Origin of the sequence: Marinobacter sp. DS40M6, from assembly GCF_028581595.1 — a bacterium.
In the GTDB taxonomy this organism is placed as follows: domain Bacteria; phylum Pseudomonadota; class Gammaproteobacteria; order Pseudomonadales; family Oleiphilaceae; genus Marinobacter; species Marinobacter salarius.
The window spans coordinates 472,419-498,854 of the sequence record NZ_JAFCAE010000001.1 but is presented as its reverse complement, the minus strand read 5'-3'; the positions used below and the strand labels follow the sequence as shown (position 1 = coordinate 498,854).

The following is a 26,436-nucleotide window of genomic DNA, read 5'->3' as shown; positions in this document are numbered from 1 at the left end:
ATTTCAATGATAATCGTTACTATTTAGACCTATTTTCTTAACTGAGGTTTCCCCAATGTCCGAGTCCCTGCTCGCCGACGCCACCGGAATCAGCGCCGGCCCGGTCAGTCAGCTGCTGGAAATGGGCGGCCCCGTCATGATTGTGTTGCTGGCGATTGCCCTGGCAGGTGTTGTCACCTTTCTTTACCTCATGTTATTCGGCACTTTTTTTGCCCCCAGGTTTACTGCCAAACTTAAAAAGGCCATTACAAAATGGCAACAAAGGCCTGGCGACAACGTGTCGGAGGACCTGCAACGGTCCGCAAGCCGATACGCCCGACTGAACCCACTGCACCACTTGATCGTCAACACCATGAACGCCCGCAATGCCGGCACCGATCCCCAGCAGATTCGGGAGTCCGTCGCCAGGGACGCCCATGAAGCCCTCGAGCCGTTCGAGGCACCGCTCAAAATCATCGAAGTGATTGCCGCGCTGGCACCGTTGCTGGGCCTTTTAGGCACCGTTCTGGGCATGATGGAGGCGTTTGGAGCCATGGCCGCCACCGAAGGGCGCGCCAATGCCTCCCAGCTAAGCGGCGGCATCTACGAAGCACTCACCACAACTGCGGCCGGCCTGGTTATCGCCATTCCGTTTGCCGCACTGGCCGCCTGGATTGAATTCCGCCTGCGGCGTATCCAGAAAACCATCAATAGCGCACTGGTTACCATTCTCTCGGTCCCCGTCGCCACAACGGAAAGCGAATCGGCGTTGGAGACCCACGATGAGTCGGCACCGGCCACCGGCACCAGGACCGGGCGCGTTGTGGAGTATTCCGGGGACGAGCATCAGGGTCGCCTGGCCAATGCAACTGGTTGAACCACGCCCGGCACGCCCGATCCCGATCCGCATCACCCCACTGATCGATGTGGTCTTCATTCTGCTGGTGTTCTTCATGCTCACCAGCCGTTTGCTGCCGGTCAGTTTCATGGAGCTTAGCAACAGCACGGGCGACACCAGTTCAGTCACCGGAGAGCCGATCCCCGAAGTGGTCATCCAGCGTGATGGCCAGGCTCGCTGGCAGGGAGAAACCTATGGAGTGGACGGTCTGGTCCAGCAGCTCCGGGCCGGCGGCGTCAGCGAAATCAACCTCGCCACAGAGTCTGCCACCCAACTGACTCATTTCACCCAGGCCTACAGTCAGCTCACTGACAGTGGCGTTACCACGCACTGGAAGCGCACCCCTGACGCTGCGGAGCAGCCATGACGGATCTGGTACCGCCGCCCGTTACCTCGGGCAAATCATTGATGGAGCGTCTCGAGGACGCCCTCCTGCCGCTCATCAACCTGGTATTCCTGCTGCTGATGTTCTTTATCGTGGCAGGCCAACTGTCAGACACCCCGTTGCCAGAGCTACCGGGCACCGGGCAACAAGCCGGTAATGAGCAGCCCTATGCCGATCTGACCGTCACTGCAAAAGGCGAATGGCAAGTCGACGGCCGCACCGTAACGACGGAGGGCCTTCCCAAGGCATTGCCAGCACCGGATGCAGAAGCCCCGTTGAAAATCGCCGCTGAACGCGAGATCGCCATGTCTGATCTGGAATCGCTGCTTCGTGTACTGGAGGACAGCGGCTATCAGGAAGTCATCCTGCTGACGGAGCCCGCCAGTTGATGGGTGCCAGCAAGACCGTCCGTTGCCTTTTTCTGCTCGTTTCCGTTGTTATCACTGCAATTGTGGTGGTAATCGCCACGCCGGAGCGAATTCCTGAACTGAAACCGCTCGGAAACGCCGCCGTTAATTCCGCGCCTGCTATCAAGATTTCCCTGGCCGGCAAACCGGTGCCCGAAACGCCCGAACCCCAGCCCCCCGTTGAACAGGAAACGCCCCCCGAGCCAACTCCGAAGCCAGAGCCAGAGCCAGAGCCAGAGCCAGAGCCAGAGCCAGAGCCAGAGCCAGAAATTGTGCCGGAACCGGAACCCGAGCCACAACCCGAACCTGAGCCGACACCGCAACCCGAAGTAACAGAGCCTGAGCCCCAGGTTGATGCGACTGAAAGCGACACGAGCACGGAGCAAGTATCCGAAAACACTGCTGAAACTGCTGAAGAAGAAAGCCTCAGCCAGCAGGTTGAACTCACTGCCGGACAGTCCTCCGATGTGGACCGCTACCTCACGGAACTGAGCCGGCATCTGGGGCGCTACTACGAATACCCACGTCGTGCCCGTCGTCTTGGCCAGGAAGGCGCTCCGGTGGTGGTTTTCGAGTTCAGCCGTGATGGCACTCTGGTAGACCACTCTTTGCACGCCTCCTCAAGCCATGCATTGCTCGATGATGCTGCGCTGGACATGCTCAAGGACGCCGAACCACTGCCGGAAGTACCCGACTCCATGAAAGGCCAGACCTTCACCTATACCCTGCCGATTAATTTCAACCTACGCTGAGCAATGTTGAGCAATTTTTTGCTCGACCAGCAAAATCTCGCCCCAAAGCCAGCAACTGATTGCCTGGCCCAGCCGTAGACTATCAACCTGGAAACCGTTACTTGCTGTTATTAAAGACATTTATGTTTCTGGCACGGCCTTTGTTATGTGTTAAGTGTTCAGGGAGATCCCGAGGACACTTACTCATTCACACGTCATGGAGCAGACTATGCCAACTCCTTGTTATATCAGCATCGAAGGCCAAACTCAGGGCAACATCACCGCCGGCGCATTCACCTCCGACTCCGTAGGCAACATCTACGTTGAAGGTCACGAAGACGAAGTGCTGGTTCAGGAATTTAGCCACGTTGTCACCGTTCCGACCGATCCCCAGTCCGGTCAGCCTTCCGGTCAGCGCGTTCACAAGCCGTTCAAGTTCACCTCTGCGCTGAACAAAGCAACCCCGCTTATGTACAACGCCCTGGCTTCTGGCGAAATGCTGCCGAAGGTTGAGCTGAAGTGGTACCGCACCTCTGTTGAAGGCAAGCAGGAGCACTTCTTCTCCACCATCCTGGAAGATGCCACCATCATCGACATCCAGTGCAACATGCCGCACTGCCAGGATGCCGCCAGCGCTGACTTCACCCAGCTGGTAACCGCGTCTCTGTCCTACCGCAAGGTAACCTGGGAGCACGCTGTTGCCGGTACTTCCGGTGCGGACGACTGGCGTTCGCCGATCGAAGGCTAAGCCTCCGGTCCACGAAGTCACAACGGCCAGCCTTTGCTGGCCGTTGTTGTTTTTACGGCAAGACCAACACCCGGTATCATCAGGGCATGAGTGTTTCCCGCCACCTCCACATGCGCCTGATCGATGACTATTGAAGCACCCATGGCTCGCAGTATTGGCCAACTAATGTGCGATACAACGCACGCCATACTATGGACGCCCGCCCGACAATGGGTTCGCGATCAACTCCCCGCCACTACCCTGCTATGCCGTGTCGGCTCGGGCCAGGCCACTTACCATCGTTTTGACCCACGCCTGAAACAGCACCAGATCACCTACGGCAAGCGCATGATTATGGATAAGCACCAGCCTGATGCCGTTGGCGGCTGGCTATCCGGGCGGGAGATTCGCCAGAGAGAGTATTTCGGGGGCACGGTCACCACATTGAACCTGCTGGCGCACACCTGTTGCCACGAATTCGCGCACTTACTCCAGCATGTGTCAGGCCAGCGCTACCGGGGCTCCGTCCATAATCAGCATTTCTACCAGATACTGGACGAGCTCCACGCCAGCGGCGGTGCTGAGGCAGCCAGGCGTCATCTCGCCACCCAGGCCGAAAAGGCAGGGCTTTCCGTGCCCGACGATCCCATTGAGGCGCCAGATACACGCCAACTCATAGCGAACTGGACGATCGGGGATGCGGTGAGCTTTGGCGCCGGCAAACGTGAGCTGGAAGGTCGGATCATCCGGGTGAACCGGAAAACCTGCACCGTGGAGGGCACCGGGCGCAGCCGTGGCTTGCGATACCGGGTCCCCCTGGTTCTGTTACGCGCTCTCGCGGACTGATACCGCAAGCAGGTCGCGCAACTCCGGAATGCAGGACCCGCAATTGGTGCCGCACTTCAGGCTATGACCCAGGGCTTCTATCGACTGCGCCCCTTCAGCAATGGCACCGGCTATCTGGTTTTCCCCAACCTGAAAACAGCTACAGATCATGGCGCCCGGATCTTCCACGTCGACGTCCCGTGCAGCCAACAGCGCCCGACGGCTGGAGTCGCAAAGTTCTGTTTCGGCAAAACAGCGATCCAGCCAACTGGTCTCCGGTATCAACGCCGGATCGCTGTCGACCATCAACACCGCTTCCAGCTGCCCGTTGACCAGCCGGGCGGCGCGAAACCGCCCCTGCGACACATCGGCCATTACCAGATGCGCTTTTCCGCCCAGCCACTCTGTCATCGACGCCGGCCAGTCAACCGGCTGTCGCCCGGCCAGCCACCAACTGTCGCAGTAATGCAGTGGCACCTGGCACCAGTAGTCGGCCTGCCAGCGCCGGGGCCGATTGCGCCTGACCAGCAATCGTGCATGCCAACGGGCGCGGAATGGCGTAATGTCGGCTCGACCGTGTTTGGCCTCCGGCTGGCCCGAAACAGGGTCTGTCACTGACTCGGTCAGCAGTGTTGCAACCCCACTGGACGCAAACTGGCGGTTCCAGTGGATAGGTATAAACACCTCGCCGCGCCGCTGTTCGGGGCTTTTTCGGACTCGCCCCACGTAACCGCCGTCACCAAGGCTCAACCGCGCCAGATGCCCCTCCTTCAGCTGGTGCGCAACCATGTCGTCGGGATGCACGTCGACATAGGGCTCTGAGCGGTGGGTCAGTAATCGTGGGGTGTTGGCGGTTCGGGTCATGGTGTGCCACTGGTCCCGTATACGGCCGGTATTGACCACCATGGGGTAGTCGTCACTGGTTTGTTGGGCGGCCAATCGGGTTTCGATGGCAACAAATCGGGCGCGCTGATTGTCGGTGACAAAACGGCCGTCAGCAAACAGTCGTGCCGAATCGACTACTCCAGGACCGGTGCTACCCAGAATTGGCCATTGCACCGGCTGCAACGTGTCATAGCCGGGATCCGACAGGTTCACCAAGCCGGCAAGGTTAAACAGGCGCTCACCATTGTTCTCATGGGCAGACAGGGCCGCGTGTTCACGAAAGATATCCGCGGGCCGCTTATAGTTAAATGCCTCGCCAAACCCCAGTTTCCCGGCCACGGAACTCATGATCCACCAGTCCGGTTTTACTTCCGCGGGCAGCGGTAGGAAGCAACGCTGCCGCGAAATACGGCGTTCCGAATTGGTGACGGTGCCATCCTTTTCCCCCCAGCCAGCGGCGGGTAGGAGGATGTCCGCGAGGTCCGTGGTATCGGTGTGGGCGACGCAGTCTGAAACAATCACGGTGGGACAACGCGCCAAGGCCTCCCGAACCCGGGCCGAATCCGGCAGACTGACCGCCGGGTTGGTTCCCATGATCCAGATCACCCGGATATCACCACGGTGAACCGCCTCAAACATGTCCACGGCCTTGTAGCCCGGACCATCGGCCACCACACCGGTACCCCAGAAATCCGCCACTCGTGATCGGGCCCCCGGGCTGTCGTAATCCATGTGAGCGGCCAGGGTATTGGCCAGTCCGCCCACTTCCCGTCCACCCATGGCATTGGGCTGGCCGGTCAGGGAGAAGGGCCCCGCTCCGGGCTTACCCACCCGGCCTGTCGCCAGGTGACTGTTAATAATCGCATTGCCTTTATCGGTGCCGGCAATCGACTGGTTTATGCCCTGGGAAAAGCCGGTGACGGTGCGCGGCGTCTGAGCAAACCAGGCATAAAAGGTTTCGACATCCTCCGGCGCAAGATCACACTGCTCTGCGACCGATTCGACGCTTGGGGCCGCCGCCCGTGCACTTGCCAATGCGTTATCGAAACCCTGGCAGTGCGCATCAATGTAGGCCTGATCCAGGCCACCGTGATCGGCGAGCCAACTCAGCAAACCGTTGAACAATACCGTATCCGTACCTGGCCGCAACGCCAGGTGAAGGTCCGCCAGTTCACTGGTGGCGGTGCGGCGTGGATCAATAACAACCACTCGACGCCCATCCCGCGCACTGGCCTTCATACGCTGGTAAAGCACCGGATGCGCCCACGCGGCGTTACTGCCAGCCAGAACCAGCAGGTCAGCCAGCTCCAGGTCCTCATAGCAACCCGGAACCACGTCCGCCCCAAAGGCCCGTTTGTGAGCAGCCACAGCCGACGACATGCAAAGCCGGGAGTTGGTATCCACATGAGGTGTGCGAATGAACCCTTTGGCCAGCTTGTTGGCGACGTAGTAGTCCTCGGTCAGCAACTGGCCCGACAGGTAAAAGGCCACCGACTGTGGGCCGTGAGTCTTGACGCTGTCCTGTATCGCATGCGCCACCTCGTCCAGCGCCTGCTCCCATTCGCTGCGGCGCCCCCTGACAATCGGGAACAGCAACCGTCCGTCTTCCTGGCCGGTGGTTTCGTGAAGGCTGGCACCTTTCACACACAGACGCCCCTTGTTCGCAGGGTGGTCTTTGTCCCCGGCCACCGGTGTGCCGCCGTCGGAATAGGCCATCACGCCACAGCCTACCCCGCAATAGGGGCAGGTGGTATGAACCGGGTCCGGGCCAGTAGTGTTGAGTAAGTCCACGGTGTCTCCTGAGTGTTACACGCACAAAAAAGCCCGCAATGTCCGGAACTCCCTGAACAGGCAGGAACCGGGCATGCGGGCTTCGTTGCCAGCATTCAGTACCGGGATCAAGTAACCCCGGGCCTGGCAGTTTATGGTTGGCGTGTCAGCTTTCGCTACAAACGTTTCCCAAAGCCCGTGCAAATCCAGGGCCACTCCCGGAGAAAACCGGCCAGCAGGTGTTTCAGCAAACTCTGGGACCGCTCAATACCCCCGTGCCAGGAGTCATAACAGTGCAAAACGCTCAAAAACGCCCAATCAGAGCGCACAGTTAACGAATAAAAATATTTGCCCATGACCTTGAGAAACGGCTATTCCCCTGCTCGCAAGGCACTTCCCGTGACCCTGGCAAATTTATTGCACTGACACTGATGGAACCGTTTTGCTGACAGCGTTAAAGAGAAAGGCATCCAATGCCTGTACATCGAGGAAACCATCATGAATTCGCCAGAACCCCTTCGCATCCTTCTGATCGACAAGGACCCCGAACGGGCAAGCCAGGTTTGCCAGGCGCTCAGACATGAGGGCCATGAAGTCATTCGCCAGCGCCCGGATGCTACCGGCCTAACCGCAGCGGTTGCCCGCGACCAGCCGGACATGGTGATCATTGATATGGACTCGCCCGACCGGGATACCCTGGAGAACATGAGCACCCTCAACACTCACGCACCCCGGCCCATCGTTTTCTTCGCCGACCAGCCCGGTGATCGCGCCACCATCCATGCCGCAGTGAAGGCGGGGGTCAGCGCCTACGTTGTCGACGGCATACAGCCGGACCGGGTTCGCTCGATCATTGACTCAGCCGTAGCGCAGTTCGAATCCTTTCAGGCACTGAGGACAGAGCTGGAGGAAACCCGCTCGGCACTGGAAGACCGCAAGGTTATTGAGAAAGCCAAAGGGCTGATCATGCGGCATGAAAACTGCGACGAGGAAACGGCCTATCGTATGCTGCGCAGCTCTGCCATGGAGCACAGCGAACGCCTGGCGGTGATGGCGGGGCGCGTTATCAAGCTGTTGGAACGACACAGCCAGGGCTCGGCCGGTGCCATCCAGAAAGCATCCTGATCAACGCTGTTAGGGAGCATCCATGGTTCGTCCAACCCCGCTTCACAAGCATCCCGGATTCAATGTCCGCCTCGGCTTTGTGCCGCTGCTCGATAGCGCACCATTGATTGTTGCGCGAGAGCTGGGACTGTTTGATGCCGAAGGGTTGGACGTGGAACTGGTGCGTGAAGGCTCCTGGGCATCATTGCGCGACAAGGTCAGTTTTGGCCTGCTGGACGGCGGCCACATGCTGGCGCCGATGCCGCTGAGTATGTCCCTGGCGACCGACCGCCCCAAAGTGCCCGTTGTGGTCGGCATGGTGCTGAGCCGCAACGGCAACGGGATTACCCTCAGCGCTCGGCTGCATCACGAACTGACCCATTCAGCCACGGATCTGGAGAACCCCATTGCCACCGCTCGCGCGCTGATACGCGTGGCCAGGGGCAGAGGCGAGCCAATACGATTGGCCTCCGTGGCGCCCTGGTCCAGCCATGACCTTCAGCTCCGGGACTGGCTGGCCTCTGCCGGGCCAGACGCGGAAAAGCACGTGCAGATCATCCCCGTATCCCCGATACAGATGGTGGACGCGTTTCGATCAAATACCATCGAAGGCTGCTGCGTCGGTGAGCCCTGGAACAGCTTGCTGGAGTACGAGAAGCTGGGGCATATTCTCCATTCCGGCCACCAGATCTGGCAGAACGCCCCTGAAAAGGTTCTGGGTATGCGCGCCGACTGGACGGAGCAGCACAACGTGATGCACCGGCACCTGTTGCGGGCACTGCTTGCAGCCTGTCAGTGGCTGGATAACCCTCACAACCATCGCCTGCTACGGGACATCCTGGCCAGGCCCGAGTATCTGGGTGAACAGATCAACGTGCTGGATAACCACCCGTACAGTCTGTTCCATCCGCGATTGCATCAACACTTTTTTCGCCACTCCGCCAACTTCCCCTGGCTGTCACAAGCCCATTGGCTGGCAACCCGCCTGACGCTCCGGGGTCAACTCGGCCCGGTGGACGGCGACATGGTTCGTCAGGTCGTCAGGCCGGATCTGTTCCGCAACGCCGCAGCTTCCATGGGCATTGACGCACCGGTTATCGACAGCAAGACTGAGGGCCGGCACCAACTCCCCTTTACCCTGTCGGGGCGCTACGGCCCCGTGGATGTTGCCAGCGACCGCCTGTTGGGAGAGCACCTCCACGACTGGCTGGCCGACAACCCCATGGCTACGCCCAATAAAGAAGCGTCACGCACTAAAACAGCCACGAAATCCCGCCCTCAATAACACTCATTTTTGTGCTCATTCATTATTATTTATAAATATCAATAACTTAAAAACATGGCACGCAGACTGCTTTGTCAACATGGACGATCTTGCATTCACTGCGCGGGTAAACGGCAGTGACGAAAACTGACAGAACATCAGGCATTGAGGCCTGCATCCCGGAAACGGGGGGCAGGCTTTTTTTTGTCTGAATAATACTCCGGGAGAGCACCATGCAACTGAGAACACTGGCAGCGACATTCTTGATCTTGACGGCGGCGGGCTCAGTACACGCCGACATCGGCCCGGCCGAAAAGCCAGACCTGAAGCTCGGCTTCATCAAACTGACGGACATGGCGCCACTGGCCATTGCCTGGGAACAGGGATTTTTCCTGGATGAAGGCCTGTTCGTGGAACTCGAAGCCCAGGCCAACTGGAAAGTCCTGCTCGACGGCGTGGTGACCGGCACCCTTGATGGCGCCCACATGCTGGCAGGCCAGCCACTTGGTGCGACCATTGGTTACGGCACCCAGGCGGACATCATCACCGCGTTCAGCATGGACCTGAACGGCAACGGCATTACCGTATCGAACGACGTATGGGAGCAAATGCGCCCACACATTGAAGACGGCAGCGACGGCAATCCCGCTCATCCGATCAGCGCCACTGCTCTGAAACCGGTCATCGACCAGTACCGTGACAAGGGCGAGCGTTTTCGCATGGGCATGGTTTTCCCGGTGTCCACCCACAACTACGAGCTTCGTTACTGGCTCGCTGCAGGCGGCCTGAACCCAGGCTATTACGCTCCCCAGCGTGGTGACACCAGCGGCAACATAGACGCCGACGTTCACCTGTCGGTCACGCCGCCACCGCAAATGCCGGCCACCATGGAAGCCGGCACCATTCAGGGCTATTGCGTGGGCGAACCCTGGAACCAGCAAGCAGTGTTCAAAGGCATCGGCGTGCCGGTCATCACCGACTACGAAATCTGGCCCAACAACCCTGAGAAAGTATTCGGTGTTACTGAAGCCTGGGCAGAACAGTATCCCAACACCCATCTCAGGCTGCTTCGTGCACTGATCCGCGCCGCCCACTGGCTGGATGAAAATGACAACGCCAACCGTGAAGAGGCGGTGAAAATCCTGTCCCGCTCAAGCTACGTGGGCGCCGACGAGGAAGTGATCGCTAACTCCATGACCGGCACCTTCGAGTACGAGAAAGGCGATGTCCGCAAGGTGCCGGACTTCAACGTGTTCTTTCGCTACTACGCCACCTACCCGTATCCCTCCGATGCCATCTGGTATCTGAGCCAGATGCGCCGCTGGGGGCAGATTGCCGAGCCGAAGTCCGACGACTGGTATATGGAAACCGCAGCCAAGGTCTATCGCGCGGATATCTACAAGGAAGCGGCCCGAACCCTGATCGAGGACGGCACGCTCAAGGCAGAGGATTTCCCGGACCTGGATGCGGAAAACTTTGCGCGCCCGCACCAGGGCGAGCTGATCGACGGCGTGGCCTTCACTCCGAGGGAACCGAACGCCTACATCGACAGCTTTGAGATTGGCCTGAAAGGCTCGCAAACCCCTTAAGACTTGAGTGTCAGGAGACATCACATGACCACGCTCAGCCAGACCGACTCGTTATCATCAGGCCAACGCTGGCTCCGTGCGTTGACGGAAAAGCTGTCCGGCCAGAACCTGGCCGAAACCTTCCGCCAGTTGCTGCTGCCAGCTATCGGTATCGCGCTGTTCCTCGGCTTCTGGCATCTGGCCGCGCCCCAGGTGCAAACATCGCTGGGGGCCTTCCCGGGCCCCGCCGATGTGCTGGAGCAGTCTGGGCAGTTGTGGCAGGAGCACAGCAACCAGCGGGACCGGGCGGCGCAGTTTGTCACCATGCAGGAGGATCGCAACGAACGCATCCTGGCGGAGAACCCGGACGCGGAGGTGAAAATCCGCGACTATCCCGGCGCACCCACGTTCATCGACCAGATCTTTACCAGCCTGGGTACGGTGTTGGCCGGCTTTGTACTGGCAACCCTTATTGCCGTGCCTCTAGGCATCATTATCGGCCTGAACCGCCACTTCTCGGCGGCCATCAATCCTCTGATCCAGATTTTCAAGCCGGTATCGCCACTGGCCTGGCTGCCGCTGGTCACGATGGTGGTCTCCGCTACGTACGTGAGTGATGACCCGATGTTCGAGAAGTCATTCCTGACCTCGATGATCACAGTCACCCTGTGCAGCCTGTGGCCAACGCTGATTAACACGAGCGTTGGGGTTTCAGCGGTAAATCCCGATCTTTTAAACGTTTCAAAAGTGCTGCAACTGTCGTTCTGGACTCACGTTCGCAAGGTCGTGTTGCCGTCATCTGTTCCGATGATCTTCACCGGCCTGAGAGTGTCCCTGGGCATCGCCTGGATGGTTCTCATAGCGGCCGAAATGCTGGCTCAGAGCCCCGGCCTCGGAAAATTTGTCTGGGACGAATTCCAGAATGGCAGCAGTGAATCCCTGAGCCGAATAATGGTGGCGGTACTGGCCATCGGTTTTATTGGCTTCCTTCTTGATCGAATCATGCTACTGATTCAGAAAAAAGTAGCCTGGAACGAATAAAACTCGGCATAGAGCTGGCAGGGAGGGTGGTCCGGGGACGTCAAAAACATGGATGTTTTTGTCGAGCGTACAGGGACGTATTCACAGCGTGCCCCGGACCACCCTCCCTGCCAGCTCGTACTCCGAAACCAGAGGAGAAAGAACATGAGTAAGTCGCATCTTGAATTGACCAATGTGCAGATGGCCTTTGATACAAAAGATGGGCCATTCGTAGCACTGGAAAACGTCGACCTGAAGATCCGAAAAGGGGAATTCGTTTCCCTGATTGGCCACTCCGGTTGCGGCAAGTCCACTGTGCTGAATATTGTGGCCGGCCTGCTCCAGGCTACCCGCGGTGGCTGCGTACTGGACGGGCATGAGGTGAACACACCGGGGCCGGAACGGGCGGTGGTGTTTCAGAATCACTCGTTAATGCCCTGGCTGACGGTTTACGAGAACGTTGAACTGGCTGTGCAGCAGGTATTCCGCAAATCCATGAGCAGAGCTGAGCGAAAGGAATGGATTCTTCACAACCTCAAGCTGGTCAACATGGACCACGCCTTGGATAAACGCCCCGGAGAGATCTCTGGGGGTATGGCCCAGCGGGTGGGGATTGCCCGGGCACTGTCGATGAAGCCCAGCGTACTGTTGATGGACGAGCCTTTTGGCGCGCTGGACGCGCTGACGCGTGCCCACCTGCAGGATTCGCTGATGAAAATTCAGCAGGACCTGAACAGCACGGTGATCATGATTACCCACGATGTGGACGAGGCCGTGCTGCTGTCGGACCGCATTGTGATGATGACCAACGGGCCGGCTGCCACCATCGGGGAAGAGTTGCGCATTGAGCTGGAGCGCCCCCGCAACCGGGTCACCCTGGCCGACCATCCAGAATATGTGCGCTACCGTCAGGCGGTATTGTCCTTCCTGTATGAAAAACAGCGCTTCCCCGGCAAAGGCGAGGATGAACAGGATAAGCCCACCGCTGAAGCCGAAGCGGCGTCGCAGGAAGACAGCTCACCGGATGTCGATAACGAGCATTCTGAGAGCCCCGTTCGCCGCATTGCATGAAATCAAACGGAGAAGCTCGCGCCCTTCAGAAGCACTCATCCGGTGCACGTCGCCCTGTCAGAGCGCACAGTTTTCGGGCCAAGCTCAAAGCGACATCTTTCAACTTACTGTAAATAAAGGACTAATAATTTTGGCACGGCGTTCGCTACTGTAGATACAGGGAAGAATGTCCCGGCTAAGGATCGGCCGGACCATCAGATCATTGTTGTTGGCATTGGCGCCGGACCATCGAGTTCCTTCGGGAATCAGATGCTCCGGCTTTTTTCGTTTTGGACACAAGAAGGGCATCACCATCATGAGCGCAAAGGCAGAACAGACTCTCGTTATCTGCGGACACGGCATGGTGGCCCAGCGTCTGCTCGAAAAACTGGTTGTTCAACCGCATCGGCCTTTTGCACGCATTGTGGTGTTCAATGGCGAGGCAAGCCCTGCCTACAACCGCATCCAGCTTTCGGCCCTGCTGGCCGGCGATGCCAACGAAGACAGTCTGCAATTGCAGCAACCGGACTGGTATCAGCACAACAACATCACCTTGCATCAGGGAGATCCCGTTACCGCCATTAACCGGGAAGAGCACACGGTTACCACTGCCAGCGGGCGGACTCAACACTACACCAGCCTGGTTCTGGCCACCGGTTCCCGCTCCGCCAGTCTTGGCCTGAAGGGTGAGGAGTTGGACGGTGTGATGGGCTTCCGCGACCTGCAGGATACCCGCCGTCTGATCAACATCAGCCAACGCCATCGCCGCGCGGTGGTCATCGGTGGTGGTTTCCTGGGTCTGGAGGCGGCTGAAGGCCTGCGCAGCCGGGGTATGGCGGTGACCGTACTGCACCGTAGCGGCCATCTTCTCAACCGGCAACTCGACCCGGCCGGCGGCGCCCTGCTGGAAGAGGCCCTGACCAAACGCGGGCTGACCATTCGCACGCAAACATCTCCCGTGGCCCTGCTCGGTCGCAATGTGGTCCGTGCCGTGCAGCTGGACGACGAAACCCTGATCAGCACCGACCTGGTGGTGATCGCCGCGGGCATTACCCCGAACACGGAACTCGCTCTGGAAGCGGGGCTGGATTGTGAACGCGCCATCCGGGTGAATCCGCAGCTGCAAACCAGCGACCAATACATCCATGCACTAGGCGAATGCTGCCAGGTCGGCAGCCAGACCTTCGGGCTGGTGGAGCCCGGCTATCAACAGGCGGACGTGCTGGCACAGGTGCTGTGCGACGAGAACAGCCAGGCGACGTTTGAGCCATCCATCATCCCGACGCGCCTGAAAATCAGCGGCATCCCGATATTTTCCTGCGGCCAGACCGACGCGGACGCTGAGACCGAATCCGTGGTCTGGCAGGACTACGACACCAATCGCTACTGCCGCCTGCTGATTCGCGACCAAAGACTCACAGGCGCCGTGCTCTTCGGTGAAACCAGCGACGGCCCCTGGTACAGCGAACGCATTCAACAGGCCGATGACATCAGCCCTTACCGGGCCCATCTGGCCTTTGGCAAGCACTACTGCGAAGCCGCGTAAAGCGGCCGGGAACAGAGAGAGGAATTACCATGAGCAAGAAAACCCTGATCGTGATTGGCAACGGCATGGTCGGCCACCACTTCCTGGAGCAGTTGGTGGAAACCCCGGCAGCGGCCGATTTCGACATCAAGGTGTTTGGTGAAGAAAAACTGCTGGCGTATGACCGGGTTCACCTGTCCGAGTACTTTGGTGGTTCCACCCATGTCGACCTGGCCATGGGCACCACCGACTGGTACGCCGAGAACCACATCGACCTGCGTCTGGGCGAACAGGTAACCGGCATCGACCGCGCCAATCAAACCATTACCACACCGATGGGCGATTACGCCTACGACGAACTGGTGCTGGCCACCGGTTCCTATCCGTTCGTGCCGCCCATCAAGGGCAACGAGAACCCCCACTGCCTCGTGTATCGCACCCTGGAAGACCTGGACAGCATCCGTGCCAGCGCCGACGGTGTTAAAACCGGCGTAGTGGTGGGCGGTGGCCTGCTGGGTCTGGAAGCAGCGAATGCCCTCAAGAGCCTGGGCCTGGACGCCCACGTGGTGGAATTTGCACCCCGGCTGATGCCGGTACAGCTCGACGCTGACGGCGGCGCCCTGCTAAAGCATAAAATCGAAGAGCTCGGGGTGCAGGTTCATACTGAGAAAGCCACCACTGAAATCGTTGAAGGCGAAGAAGCCCGCCTGCGGATGAATTTCAGTGACGATACCCATTTGGAAACCGACCTGATCGTGTTCTCCGCCGGCATCCGCCCCCAGGACGCCCTGGCCCGTTCCAGCGAACTGGCCATGGGTGAACGCGGTGGCATTGTCATCAACGACCAGTGCACCACCTCCGACCCCCACATCCACGCCATTGGCGAGTGCGCGCTGTGGAGTGAGAAGATTTTTGGCCTGGTGGCACCGGGCTACACCATGGCCCGCACCCTGGCCTCCGTGCTGAATGGTGACCGTGAGGCCGCCTTTACCGGCGCCGACATGAGCACCAAGCTCAAGCTGTTGGGTGTGGATGTCGGCTCGATCGGCGATGCCCATGCCCAGACGCCGGGCGCCCGCAACATTCGCTTTAACGATGAGCAGGCCGGCCACTACCGCCGCATGGTGATCAGCGCAGATGGCAAGACCCTGCTGGGCGCCATCCTGGTGGGCGACAACAGCCACTACGACACCCTGCTGCAATATGCGTTGAACGGCATTGAGCTGCCGGAGAACCCGGAGACCCTGATTCTGCCGGAAAACCAGGGCGGTGCTCCCGCGCTGGGCCCGGATGCCCTGCCGGAAACCGCCTCGATCTGCTCCTGCCACAACGTGTCCAAGGGCGATATCTGCGGCGTGATCGATGCCGGCTGTACCGACCTTGCTGGTGTTAAGGCAGAAACCAAGGCCAGCACCGGCTGTGGTGGCTGCGCGGCACTGCTGAAAAACGTGGTGGACAGCGAACTGGAAAAACGCGGCGTGGAAGTCAGCAAGGACATCTGTGAGCACTTCCCGTACAGCCGCCAGGACCTGTTCAATATCGTGAAGGTCAATGGCATCCGCACCTTCCGGACATTGATCCGTGATCACGGCAAGGGTCATGGCTGCGATATCTGCAAACCGGCCGTCGCGTCCATCCTTGCCACCTGCTGGAACGAGCACATCCTGGCCACCGACCACGTGCCCCTGCAGGACACCAACGATACCTTCATGGCCAATATGCAGAAGAACGGTACCTACTCCATCGTGCCTCGGGTGCCGGGCGGCGAAATCACCCCGGACAAGCTGATTGTGCTGGGTGAAGTGGCCAAGGAATACAACCTGTACACCAAGATCACGGGCGGTCAACGGGTGGACCTGTTCGGCGCCACCCTGAGCGAACTGCCCGAAATCTGGGAAAAACTCATCGCCGCCGGCTTCGAAACCGGCCACGCCTACGGCAAGTCCCTGCGTACGGTGAAGTCCTGCGTCGGCAGCACCTGGTGCCGCTACGGCGTGCAGGACAGTGTGGACATGGCGATTTTTCTGGAGAACCGCTACAAGGGCCTGCGTTCCCCCCATAAGCTCAAGATGGCGGTGTCCGGCTGCACCCGCGAATGTGCGGAAGCCCAGAGTAAGGACATCGGCGTGATCGCCACCGAGAACGGCTGGAACCTGTACGTATGCGGCAACGGCGGCATGCGTCCGCGCCACGCGGATTTGTTTGCCACGGATTTGTCCGACGAGGAACTGATCAGCGCTATCGACCGGGTGTTGATGTTCTACGTGCGCACCGCGGACCGTCTGCAACGCACCAGTGTGTGGATGGAGAACCTGGAAGGTGGCCTGGACTATCTGAAGCAGGTGGTCCTGGAGGACAGCCTGGGTATTGGTCAGGAGCTGGAGCATCACATGGCGGATCTGGTGGATACCTATCAGTGCGAGTGGAAGACGGCGGTTGAGGATCCTGAGAAGCGGAAGCGGTTCCGGGAGTTTGTGAATGCTCCGGAGAAGAAGGATCCGGTTCAGGAGTGGACTACCGAACGGGAGCAGCGTCGGCCTCTGCTTGAGGGGGAGCCTGCTTAGGACTGGTGGCTTGGGGTGGAGCGCGGGGGTCTATATTTTTTCCCTTGGGAAAAAGAACTCGCTGCGCTCGGACACCTTTTTCCTGGCGGGAAAAAATATCGACCCCCACGCTCATTGAATCACCCGTTATCGCTGGTTAAATGCTTATCACATTACGAGTTAACGCCTTTGGCGAACCTGAACAACATTGGAGAACGTTATGAAAGCACGCACTTCCTGGGACGTTGTTTGTACCGTTGATGACCTTGTGCCCGAGTCCGGCGTTGCGGTCTGGACGGAAGACGGGCCGGTGGCGGTGTTTTATCTGCCGCATCGGTTGCCGGCGTTGTTTGCGATCAGTCATACCGATCCGTTTACCGGTAAGAACGTGCTGGCGCGGGGGATTACCGGGGATCTGAAAGGGCAGCCGGTGGTGGCTTCACCGCTGTACAAACAGCACTTCAACCTGGAAACCGGTCAGTGCTTGGAAGACGAGGCGGTAGCCGTGAAAACGTACCCGGTCTTGTTGGACGGCAACAACGTCCGCGTGGAAATCCCTGCCACCAACAAGGAATCAGCCGTGGCCTAACCCGTTAGTTTCCCCGGGCAGGCTTCTGCAAGGGCTCGAAAAGCCGATTTGGGGGGTGGGGTTATTTTTTCTGCCAGGAAAAAGGTGTCTGAGCGAAGCGAGTTCTTTTTCCCAAAGAAAAAATAACCCCACCCCCCGAAGCGGCGACTCCCCCCAAGACCAACAAAACAGGCCTGTTCAGCACAAACCCGAAACTTCCACCAAACCAGAAATGCTGCAACACTGACAGCCAGACAATAATCACAACAAGGCGAGATCTGTTTCGTGAAAGCACTAAGCCCGGTAGACCAGGTATTCCTGTGGCTGGAAAAACGCCAGCAGCCCATGCACGTTGGCGGCCTGCAGCTGTTCTCGTTCCCCGAGGATGCACCGGATGACTATGTGGCCCAACTTGCGGACCAGTTGCGGGAGGAAACCATCGTCACACCTCCCTTCGACAGGCGCCTGGGCAGTCGGTTCGGTCAACCGGTCTGGGTAGAAGACGAGCAGCTGGACCTGGAGCATCATTTCCGCTTTGAGGCCCTGCCCACTCCAGGCCGAATTCGTGAACTGTTGTCGTTTGTCTCCGCCGAACACAGCCACCTGATGGACCGGGAACGGCCCATGTGGGAGTTCCACCTCATCGAAGGCCTGAAAGACCGGCAGTTCGCCGTTTACACCAAGGTACACCACTCCCTGGTGGATGGTGTGTCTGCCATGCGCCTGTTCCAGCGCATGTTGTCGGATGACCCGGACGAGCGAAACATGCCGCCGATCTGGTCGCTGCCGCGCCGCAGCCGCAGCGATGACGACGATGAGGGCCCGTCAATGTGGCGCAACGTTGCCCATCTGCTCGGGGAATCGGGTAAACAGCTGGGCACGGTTCCGGCGGTCACCAAGGCGCTGCTGAACACCGTTAACCGGGCCCGCAAGGACCCGGCCTACGATTCCATCTTCCACGCGCCGCGCTGCGTCCTGAACGGCAAGATCACCGGCTCCCGCCGTTTTGCGGCCCAGTCCTATGATCTGAAACGCATCCGTGCCGTATGCACCGCCTTCGGTACAACGGTTAACGACGTGGTCATGACCATGTGTGCCACGGCCCTGCGGACCTACCTGATGAATCAGGACGCGTTGCCGGAAAAACCGCTGGTCGCCATGGTACCGGTTTCCCTGCGCACGGATGACAGCTCCGGTGGCAACCAGGTGGGTATTATCCTCGCCTCCCTGGGCACCCACCTGAACGACGCGGCTGAGCGGCTGCGCTATATCCACGAAGACGTGAAAGCCTCCAAACAGCGCTACGCGGCCATGTCGCCAGAGGAAATCCTGAATTACACGGCGCTGCTGCTGGCCCCGGCGAGCTTCAACCTGCTAACGGGGCTGGCGCCGAAGTGGCAGACCTTTAACGTGGTCATTTCCAACGTACCAGGGCCGAAGGAGCCCAGCTACTGGAACGGCGCGAGGCTTGAGGGCATGTATCCGGTGTCCATCGCCATGGACCGGATTGCCCTGAACATGACCCTGACCAGCTACTGCGATCAGGTGGAATTCGGGCTGATCGGCTGCCGCCGCACCCTGCCCAGCCTGCAGCGCATGCTGGATTATCTTGAAGACGGCCTGAGCGAGCTGGAGCAGGCAGCTGGGCTGTAACGCCTAGCCGAACTTCACTTCCTGATTGCGTTCCGATATCTGGCTGTTCAGTGTCCAGAAATCATAAAGCACACCCACCAGGAACAGACCGCCCGTCAGCAAGTAAATGATTCCGGTGATCCACTTGCCCATGTACATCCGGTGGATACCAAATACGCCAAGGAAGGTCAGTAGAATCCAACCGATGTTGAAACTGACCTCGCCCTCACGGAACCGGTGATCCGCCTCCCGGTCCATGGCCGGTATCAGGAACAGGTCGATGATCCAGCCAATGAACAGCAACCCCAGGGTGAAAAACCAGATGGTGCCGGTGATGGGCTTGCCGTAGTAGAAGCGGTGCGACCCCAGGAACCCGAAGATCCAGAGCAGGTAGCCGATGAGTTTGCTGTGGGTGTCCTGATTGTCTGCCATTTGCGTTCCTTTTGGCTCGGGTTTTGGCGTGAGACTTGGCCAAAACCGACAATAGATCAATCAGATGCAGGCTTCAAACAAAGCTCGCGTGTTTTCCGCTGTCATCTTCACCGGGTTGCCACCGGCACTTGGGTCTTCAAGCGCCATTCTGGTCATTTCCTCAATGCGATCCGTCCCCACACCCATGTCCCTCAAACGCTCCGGCACGCCAAGGGATTCCCGCAACGTCATGATGAACTGGGTGAATCCGTCAAAGCCATTGGCAATGCCCAGGTAGCGGGTAATGTCGTCGACCCGGTTTTCGATCGCTGGTCGGTTCATGGCGATGACCGACGGCAGCACCACGGCGTTGGTCATGCCATGGTGGGTGTTGTAGATCGCTCCGACCGAATGGGAGACGGCGTGGGTCGCCCCCAGCCCCTTCTGGAAGGCTACCGCGCCCATGGCGGCGGCGACCAGCATCTGCCCGCGAGCCTCGATATCGGCGGCATCCGCATACACCCGGGGCAGATTTTCCTTCACCAGCCGCATGCCCTCCAGCGCAATACCCTGGCTCATGGGGTGGAAGTTGGGGGAACAGAACGCCTCGAAACAGTGAATAAAGGCATCCATGCCGGTTCCCGCAGTGATAAATGGCGGCATACCAACCGTCAATTCGGGGTCGGAGATCACAATCGACGGCAGTATTCGGGGATGAAAAATGATCTTTTTGACGTGGCTCTGACTGTTGACGATGACGCTGGCTCGACCGACCTCCGACCCCGTGCCTGCGGTCGTTGGTACGGCGATGATAGGGGCAATCCCATCGGCATCCGCGCGTTTCCACCAGTCACCAATATCCTCGAAGTCCCACACCGGCCGGGTCTGACCGGCCATGAAGGCCAGCAATTTACCCAGGTCCAGCCCGGACCCTCCGCCGAAGGCGATCACGCCGTCGTGGTTGCCGTCGAGAAAGACCTTCCGGCCCGCTTCCATGTTGATTTCCGTGGGGTTGGGATCAACCTCTGAAAACATGGCTCGTCCAAGGCCAGCCTGCTCCATTAAATCGAGCGTGTCCTGGGTAATGGGAAGGCTTGCCAACCCTCGGTCGGTCACCAGTAACGGCCGGGTTATACCTGCCTCCTTACAGCATTCGCCGAGTTCGGCAATACGACCGGCGCCAAAACGGATATCGGTGGGATAGGACCAGTTTGCGGAGAGTGTCATTGTCAGCCCCTCGTCAGAGAATCGGGTTGTCTGTTGATCCGGATATCAGTTCACCGGTTTTTTCAGGTAATACGATTTCGGGCGCGTCAGGTTGTGGTAGCCGATGACCGAAAGCCCACCACCGCGACCGGTGTTCTTGCAACCGGTCCAGCAAAGCGCCGGGTCCAGGTAATCACAACGGTTCATGAACACCGTGCCGGTTTCAATCTGATCGGCCACCCGCGTGGCGCGGTCAATATCTCTGGTCCACAGGGACGCGGTCAGGCCGAACTCGCTGTCGTTCATCAGTGCGACCGCTTCAGCGTCATCTTTGACTTTCATGATGCCAACCACCGGGCCAAAGGACTCCTCCCGCATAACCCGCATGGAGTGGTCCACGTCGACAAGGATCTGCGGCATCAGATAGGCGCCGCCCTGTTCAGGGAAGAGTTCGGGGTCGATCAATGCCCGGGCACCGCTGGCAACGGCCTCTGCCGTCTGCTCCCGGACATGGTCGGCAAAGCGGACATGCGCCATCGGGCCAAGCGTTGTGTCCCTGTCCAGCGGATTGCCAAGCCGGTAGCCGCTGACGATGGCAACGGCTTTCTCAACAAACGCATCGAACAGGTTTTCGGCAACGTAAATGCGCTCAATGCCACAGCAGCACTGGCCGGCATTGAACATGGCCCCGTCGATCAGTGTCTCCACGGCGGCATCCAGATCCGCATCGTCCATCACATAACCGGGGTCCTTACCGCCAAGCTCCAACCCTACGCCGGTGAAAGTGCCGGCAGCAGCTCGTTCTATGGCCTGCCCCCCATTTACCGAGCCGGTAAAGTTGACGAAACCGAAGGCTTTTTCCGCGATCAGTGCGGAAGTGGTGTCGTGGGACAGGAACACGTTCTGGAAAATCTCGCGGGGGACACCGGCGGCATGGAACGACTCCGCCATGTGCTCACCGACCAGGGGCGTTTGTGACGCGTGTTTGAGAAACACTGCGTTACCGGCAATCAGGGCAGGAACGACCGTGTTCACCGCCGTCATGTAGGGATAGTTCCAGGGCGCGACAACCAGCACCGCGCCGTGAGGTTCGCGCCGAATGTAGCGATGAAAGGAGGCGCTGCTTTCAATTTCGATGGGGGCAAGCCCTTCTTCCGCCAGATCGGCCATCATCCCGGCACGCTCGTCCACGCCGCCGAACTCACCGCCGTAGCGCACGGGCCGCCCCATCTGCCACGCCAGTTTTTCCACGATGTCGTCATTCATGTCACCCAGACGGGCGATGCCGTCGCGAACCCGTTGAACCCGCTCTGACAGTGGCAGGGCGGCCCAGTCCGGCTGTGCGTTTTTTGCCCTGGCAACGGCCTCCCGCGCAGCTTCCAGAGAAAGCGTTGTGCGCTGCACATACACGGAACCATCGATGGGCGATATGCATTGAATGGGTGTACTCATAGCTGTGTCCTAAGCCTGCTCAAATCCACGTTTGACTTCGTAATCGGTAACCACACGATCAAAATCTTCCTGCTCCCACTCCGCACAGCGCACGTAGTGATCAATAACGTCGTTACCCATGGCTTCCCGCAGCATGGTCGAGCCGCGTAACGATTCCGTGGCTGCCCTCAATGTGGCTGGGATACTGCGCGCAGACTCGGCGCCATAGGCATTGCCGGAGAACTCCGGCTCCAGTTCGAGTTTGCCTTCGATACCGGCGATGGTGGCGGCAATCTGCGATGCCAACGCCAGGTACGGGTTCAGGTCCGACCCGCCGATGCGACACTCCACTCGCACGGCATCCGTGTTCGGTGCGACAACGCGGTAACCGGCCGTACGGTTGTCGATGGACCAGACAGTGCTGGTCGGGGCAAAGGTGCCGGCGGCAAATCGTTTGTACGAGTTAACGTAAGGCGCGAGGAAGAAGGTGGTGTCGTTGGCGTATTCCAGTAGCCCCGCCAGCGCATGCTCCATAGTTTTGGACATACCATGGGCACCATTGGGGTCATAGAACACTGACTTTCCGGTACTGTCCGAGAGGGCCTGATGGATATGGCTGGACGACCCGGCGGCGTTGTGGTTCCACTTGGCCATGAAACTCACACTGCGCCCGTGCTGCCAGGCGATTTCCTTGACGGCATTTTTCACCAGAACGTGAGTATCGGCCATGGCGAGCGGGTCGGAGTAGTGAATGTTGAGCTCGGCCTGACCAGCGTCGGCCTCACCCTTGCTGCTCTCGACCGTGATCCCCGCCTGGTAGAGCCCATTGCGGATGGGCCGCATTACATCTTCCTCACGGGTGGTCTGGAAGATGTGGTAGTCCTCGTTATAGGGGCTGATGGGCGTCATATGGTGATACTGACGCTTCTGCATCTCCTCAAAGGTCTCCCGGAAAATGAAAAACTCCAGTTCGGTGGCCGTGGTCATCTGCAGCCCCATGGCTGACAACCGTTCCAGCTGTTTTTTCAGCACCGCCCGGGGCGAGTGAGGTACCGGCTCATGGGTGGCGTGATCAATCAGATCACACAGAATAAAGGCGGTACCCTCGAGCCATGGCAGGCGGCGCAGGGTGGTCAGGTCCGGCTTCATCACATAGTCGCCATAGCCGGCCGCCCAACTGGTCGAGGCGTAGTTCTCCACCGTTGTCATTTCCAGATCGGTCGCCACCAGGTACTTGCAACAGTGGCTCTCTTCCCAGGCGGTGTCGATAAAGTACTGGGCCTGGAAGCGCTTGCCCATGAGACGCCCCTGCATGTCCGGAATCGCCGCCACGACCGTGTCAATGGTGCCGTCCTCGACACACGTTTTCAGTTCCTTAAAAGACAGTTGAGCTGCCATCTCACCGCTCCGCAATATCAGTTAGGCTAAAAGGCGCCGCGCTCAGTGACGAGTAAATCCGGTAGTGATCGCCACTGAACGCAGTGTTTCTCTGCGATCCCATCAGGTGTATCGATAGGGCCGCCCCGCCTTCTCCATTTTCTCGTTGTATTCCTTGAGGATCTTGACCACCCGGGCCTTGGTTTCGGATTCCTGGGCAACCTCGTCCCAGAACACGCGCGCGGCCTTTTCAACTTCTGCCCACTCCTTGTCCGGAATGGTGGTCAACTTCATCTTCGTGCCGTCTGTACGCAGTTTGGCCTCGCCTCCCCAATACCACCACTGACGGTAGTAGTGGGAGCTGTCCATGGTCAGTTTGAGCAGTTCCTTGAGATGATCCGGAAGCTCGTTGTAGCGGTCCATGTTGGCGAAGAAGGATCCCGCCCAGGCACCGGAGATGTTGTTGGTCAGGAAGTAGTTGGTCACATCCGCCCAGCCCACCGTGTAGTCCTCGGTAATACCCGACCAGGCGATCCCGTCCAGCTCACCCGTCTGCACCGCGACTTCGATGTCTTCCCAGGGCAGTTGAACCGGTACCACGCCGAACTGGCTCATGAAACGGCCGGCAGTGGGGAAGGTGAACACACGCTTGCCCTTGAGATCCTCGAGGCTGTGGATCGGCTCTTTGGTGGCAAAGTGGCAGGGGTCCCAGGCACCGGCGGACAGGTGTTTCACGCCCACCTTGGAATACTCTTCATCCCAGATTTCATTCAGGCCGTACTGATTGAACAGCACGGGTACGTCCAGCGAATAGCGGCTGGCGAACGGAAAGTAGCCACCGAAAACAGTAACCTCGGTGGGTGAGGCCATGGAATCGTCATCGGACTGAACCGCGTCAATGGTGCCTTTCTGCATGGCGCGGAACAGTTCCCCCGTGGGCACAAGCTGATCGGCAAAATAGAGCTCGATCTGCATCTCCTTGCCGGCAATACGGTTGAAACTGTCGATCGCCGGCTTGACTACATGCTCTGCCAGGGCCGGCCCGGCGTATGTTTGCAGCCGCCATCGTATTTTTGGCTCCTGCGCGTAAAGTCTGGGTGGCGTGAGGGCGGCGGCCCCGGCCAGTGCTGCTACGGATGCTGATGCGAGAAATTTACGTCTTGTGGTCATGTCGACCTCCTTGACTGACGCTTGTTATGGAAGCCGGCCGGCCTCCGGGGTGTTACTCGACATTCGTATTCATCCAAAAACGTTGACGGTTCACTTGTTGTAAACGTACTCCGGCAGCCAGAGCGCAATCTGTGGAAAGGCCATGATCAGCGACAGTGCCACCAGCATCACGCAGACAAACGGGAGAATTGAACTGTAGATATCGCGCAGGGAAATCTCAGGCGGCGCCATGGCCCGCATCAGGAACAGGTTGTAACCGAAAGGCGGCGTCATATAGGCAATCTGGGTGGTAATCGTGTAGAGAACGCCATACCAGATAAGATCAAAGCCAAGAGCTGCCACCAACGGCACGTAAAGGGGCGCCACAATCACCAGCATTGCGGTATCGTCCAGGAAGGTACCCATCAACAGAAACGACAACTGCATCATGATCAGGATCATCCAGGGGTTCAGCCCCAGCTGCTCGGTAAACAGGCTGTCGATGGCCTTTACCGCACCCAGCCCATCAAACACGGCACCGAAACCCAGGGCGGCGAGGATGATCCACATGAACATGCAGGAAATGGCCAGCGTCTGGCGTACGGAGGCTTCAAACACGGCCCGGGTCATCCGGCGTTTGAGGATCGCTGCGACGAATGCCGCCATGGCACCGATGGCGGAACTCTCCACCAGGCTGGTCCAGCCTTTGACGAACGGCACCATCATGGAGGCGAAAATAACCACCGGCAGAACTCCTGCACGCAGCAGGCGTAACTTCTCGCCCAGGCTGACCTGGCGCTCCTCTTTTGGCAGCACAGGCCCGAGCTCGGGCTGGAGACGACACCGCACCGCAATGTAGACGATAAACATCACCGCCATGATCAGCCCCGGCACAACGCCCGCAAGCCATAGCTGCCCCACCGGCTGGCGGGCAATCATGGCGTACAGCACCAGCACCACCGAGGGCGGCACCAGAATGCCCAACGATGAACCCGCCTGAACCACGCCCGTGACCATACGCTTGTCATAACCCCGCCGGAGCAATTCGGGCAGGGCGATGGTGGCTCCAATGGCCATACCGGCAACCGACAAACCGTTCATGGCTGACACCAGCACCATCAGGCCAATGGTGCCAATGGCAAGCCCGCCATGAATCGGCCCCATCCAGACATGGAACATCCGGTAGAGATCGTCGGCGATTTTCGATTCGGAGAGCACGTAGCCCATGAAGATAAACATCGGCAGCGTCAGCAGCGGATACCAGTTCATCAGCTTCATGGCGGATGAGAAGGGGATATCGGAACCACCGGTTCCCCACAGCGCCAATGCTGAGGCCGCGGCAACGGCACCAATGGCACCAAACACCCGCTGGCCGGTCATCAGCATCAGCATCATTGAGGCAAACATGAAAATGGCGATGAGATCGTAAGACATCAGATGTCTTCTCCCCGAATGCGGGCGATGTCTTTGAAAAGCTCTGATACCGCCTGCAACAGCATGAGTGAGAAGCCGATGCACATCACCACCTTGATCGGCCACATGTAGGGTCGCCACGCGGATGCGCTGCGCTCGCCGTATTGAATCGCATAGCTCGTGCTGTCGTAGGCGCCGTACAGGAGCACGCCCAGAAAGAAAATCAGGAAAAAAATGGTGAAGACATCGAACCAGGCTTTTCTACGGACGGACCAACCGCCGTAAAACAGGTCCATGCGTACATTGGCGTCCAGCTGGATGGAATAGGGACCGCCCAGTATGTAATACGCCACCATGGCGAACTGCGCGGCTTCAAGCGTCCATAACGAGGGAAGGAAGAACGCTTTGGAAATGGACGACCACAGCAGAATAGCGACCATGACAAAGATGCCGTACATTACCGCTCGACCAACACGGTAATTCACGGCATCCACGAAACGGATGTATCCGTTGACGAACGGTGGCATCCACAGACCCCACTCAATGCGTTAGTGAGCCAGTCAGACAG

The 26,436-nt window shown here is 59.0% G+C and carries 23 protein-coding genes; 15 read left to right on the top strand and 8 right to left on the bottom strand.

The window, feature by feature from the left end:
- Positions 1-55: 55 nt before the first annotated feature.
- The 6 genes from JJO78_RS02190 to JJO78_RS02165 all read left to right on the top strand — a co-directional run bounded on the left by JJO78_RS02190 (position 56) and on the right by JJO78_RS02165 (position 3,973).
- A complete protein-coding gene (locus JJO78_RS02190; RefSeq protein WP_041335675.1) occupies positions 56-856 on the top strand; it encodes a MotA/TolQ/ExbB proton channel family protein in 801 nt (266 codons plus the stop codon).
- On the top strand, positions 843-1,244 hold the full coding sequence (locus tag JJO78_RS02185) for an ExbD/TolR family protein (protein ID WP_075196307.1): 402 nt from the start codon (positions 843-845) through the stop codon (positions 1,242-1,244). Before JJO78_RS02190 ends, JJO78_RS02185 begins: the two co-directional genes overlap by 14 nt.
- Positions 1,241-1,651, top strand: a complete 411-nt coding sequence (locus JJO78_RS02180; RefSeq protein ID WP_273622730.1) for an ExbD/TolR family protein — start codon at positions 1,241-1,243, stop codon at positions 1,649-1,651. Before JJO78_RS02185 ends, JJO78_RS02180 begins: the two co-directional genes overlap by 4 nt.
- A complete protein-coding gene (locus JJO78_RS02175) occupies positions 1,651-2,421 on the top strand; it encodes an energy transducer TonB (RefSeq protein ID WP_273622729.1) in 771 nt (256 codons plus the stop codon). The genes JJO78_RS02180 and JJO78_RS02175 overlap by 1 nt, the downstream gene beginning before the upstream one ends.
- Positions 2,422-2,629: 208 nt before the next feature.
- The gene (locus tag JJO78_RS02170; protein WP_007155157.1) at positions 2,630-3,148 is read left to right on the top strand and encodes an Hcp family type VI secretion system effector; all 519 of its coding nucleotides are present in this window, start codon (positions 2,630-2,632) and stop codon (positions 3,146-3,148) included.
- A gap of 123 nt (positions 3,149-3,271) precedes the next feature.
- A complete protein-coding gene (locus tag JJO78_RS02165; RefSeq protein WP_273622726.1) occupies positions 3,272-3,973 on the top strand; it encodes a hypothetical protein in 702 nt (233 codons plus the stop codon).
- On the opposite strand, the gene JJO78_RS02160 is transcribed toward JJO78_RS02165, so the two are convergent.
- On the bottom strand, positions 3,953-6,628 hold the full coding sequence (locus tag JJO78_RS02160; protein WP_075196311.1) for a nitrate reductase: 2,676 nt from the start codon (positions 6,626-6,628) through the stop codon (positions 3,953-3,955). The genes JJO78_RS02165 and JJO78_RS02160 overlap by 21 nt on opposite strands.
- A 477-nt stretch (positions 6,629-7,105) precedes the next feature.
- Here JJO78_RS02160 and JJO78_RS02155 point away from each other — a divergent pair, with 477 nt between their 5' ends.
- The 9 genes from JJO78_RS02155 to JJO78_RS02115 all read left to right on the top strand — a co-directional run bounded on the left by JJO78_RS02155 (position 7,106) and on the right by JJO78_RS02115 (position 18,902).
- Positions 7,106-7,732, top strand: a complete 627-nt coding sequence (locus JJO78_RS02155) for an ANTAR domain-containing response regulator (protein ID WP_273622725.1) — start codon at positions 7,106-7,108, stop codon at positions 7,730-7,732.
- A 22-nt stretch (positions 7,733-7,754) separates the two neighbouring features.
- Positions 7,755-8,996, top strand: a complete 1,242-nt coding sequence (locus tag JJO78_RS02150; protein ID WP_273622724.1) for a CmpA/NrtA family ABC transporter substrate-binding protein — start codon at positions 7,755-7,757, stop codon at positions 8,994-8,996.
- Between the two features lie 212 nt (positions 8,997-9,208).
- The gene (locus tag JJO78_RS02145; RefSeq protein WP_273622723.1) at positions 9,209-10,564 is read left to right on the top strand and encodes a CmpA/NrtA family ABC transporter substrate-binding protein; all 1,356 of its coding nucleotides are present in this window, start codon (positions 9,209-9,211) and stop codon (positions 10,562-10,564) included.
- Between the two features lie 24 nt (positions 10,565-10,588).
- On the top strand, positions 10,589-11,584 hold the full coding sequence (locus JJO78_RS02140; RefSeq protein ID WP_075196314.1) for an ABC transporter permease: 996 nt from the start codon (positions 10,589-10,591) through the stop codon (positions 11,582-11,584).
- 180 nt (positions 11,585-11,764) lie between these two features.
- Entirely contained in the window at positions 11,765-12,634 is an 870-nt protein-coding gene (locus JJO78_RS02135; RefSeq protein WP_227662383.1) for an ABC transporter ATP-binding protein, read from the top strand.
- A gap of 295 nt (positions 12,635-12,929) precedes the next feature.
- Complete coding sequence (locus JJO78_RS02130) at positions 12,930-14,159, top strand: NAD(P)/FAD-dependent oxidoreductase (protein WP_075196315.1); 1,230 nt, start codon at positions 12,930-12,932, stop codon at positions 14,157-14,159.
- A gap of 29 nt (positions 14,160-14,188) precedes the next feature.
- Entirely contained in the window at positions 14,189-16,702 is a 2,514-nt protein-coding gene (gene nirB / locus JJO78_RS02125) for a nitrite reductase large subunit NirB (RefSeq protein WP_075196316.1), read from the top strand.
- Positions 16,703-16,901: 199 nt separating this feature from the next.
- Positions 16,902-17,270 (top strand): nitrite reductase small subunit NirD, encoded by a 369-nt coding sequence (gene nirD, locus JJO78_RS02120; RefSeq protein ID WP_036201963.1) that lies wholly within the window; start codon positions 16,902-16,904, stop codon positions 17,268-17,270.
- Positions 17,271-17,534: 264 nt separating this feature from the next.
- Complete coding sequence (locus tag JJO78_RS02115; RefSeq protein WP_075196317.1) at positions 17,535-18,902, top strand: WS/DGAT/MGAT family O-acyltransferase; 1,368 nt, start codon at positions 17,535-17,537, stop codon at positions 18,900-18,902.
- Positions 18,903-18,905: 3 nt separating this feature from the next.
- On the opposite strand, the gene JJO78_RS02110 is transcribed toward JJO78_RS02115, so the two are convergent.
- The 7 genes from JJO78_RS02110 to JJO78_RS02080 all read right to left on the bottom strand — a co-directional run bounded on the left by JJO78_RS02110 (position 18,906) and on the right by JJO78_RS02080 (position 26,395).
- Positions 18,906-19,313 (bottom strand): NINE protein, encoded by a 408-nt coding sequence (locus tag JJO78_RS02110; RefSeq protein ID WP_041332848.1) that lies wholly within the window; start codon positions 19,311-19,313, stop codon positions 18,906-18,908.
- Positions 19,314-19,373: 60 nt separating this feature from the next.
- Entirely contained in the window at positions 19,374-20,519 is a 1,146-nt protein-coding gene (locus JJO78_RS02105; RefSeq protein WP_075196318.1) for an iron-containing alcohol dehydrogenase, read from the bottom strand.
- Between the two features lie 45 nt (positions 20,520-20,564).
- Complete coding sequence (locus JJO78_RS02100; RefSeq protein WP_273622721.1) at positions 20,565-21,950, bottom strand: aldehyde dehydrogenase family protein; 1,386 nt, start codon at positions 21,948-21,950, stop codon at positions 20,565-20,567.
- Between the two features lie 9 nt (positions 21,951-21,959).
- Positions 21,960-23,327 (bottom strand): glutamine synthetase family protein, encoded by a 1,368-nt coding sequence (locus JJO78_RS02095; protein WP_036201946.1) that lies wholly within the window; start codon positions 23,325-23,327, stop codon positions 21,960-21,962.
- A 102-nt stretch (positions 23,328-23,429) separates the two neighbouring features.
- The gene (locus tag JJO78_RS02090; RefSeq protein WP_036201943.1) at positions 23,430-24,476 is read right to left on the bottom strand and encodes a TRAP transporter substrate-binding protein; all 1,047 of its coding nucleotides are present in this window, start codon (positions 24,474-24,476) and stop codon (positions 23,430-23,432) included.
- A 90-nt stretch (positions 24,477-24,566) separates the two neighbouring features.
- A complete protein-coding gene (locus JJO78_RS02085; RefSeq protein WP_036201940.1) occupies positions 24,567-25,889 on the bottom strand; it encodes a TRAP transporter large permease in 1,323 nt (440 codons plus the stop codon).
- Positions 25,889-26,395 (bottom strand): TRAP transporter small permease subunit, encoded by a 507-nt coding sequence (locus tag JJO78_RS02080; protein WP_075196320.1) that lies wholly within the window; start codon positions 26,393-26,395, stop codon positions 25,889-25,891. The genes JJO78_RS02085 and JJO78_RS02080 overlap by 1 nt, the downstream gene beginning before the upstream one ends.
- Positions 26,396-26,436 lie beyond the last annotated feature (41 nt).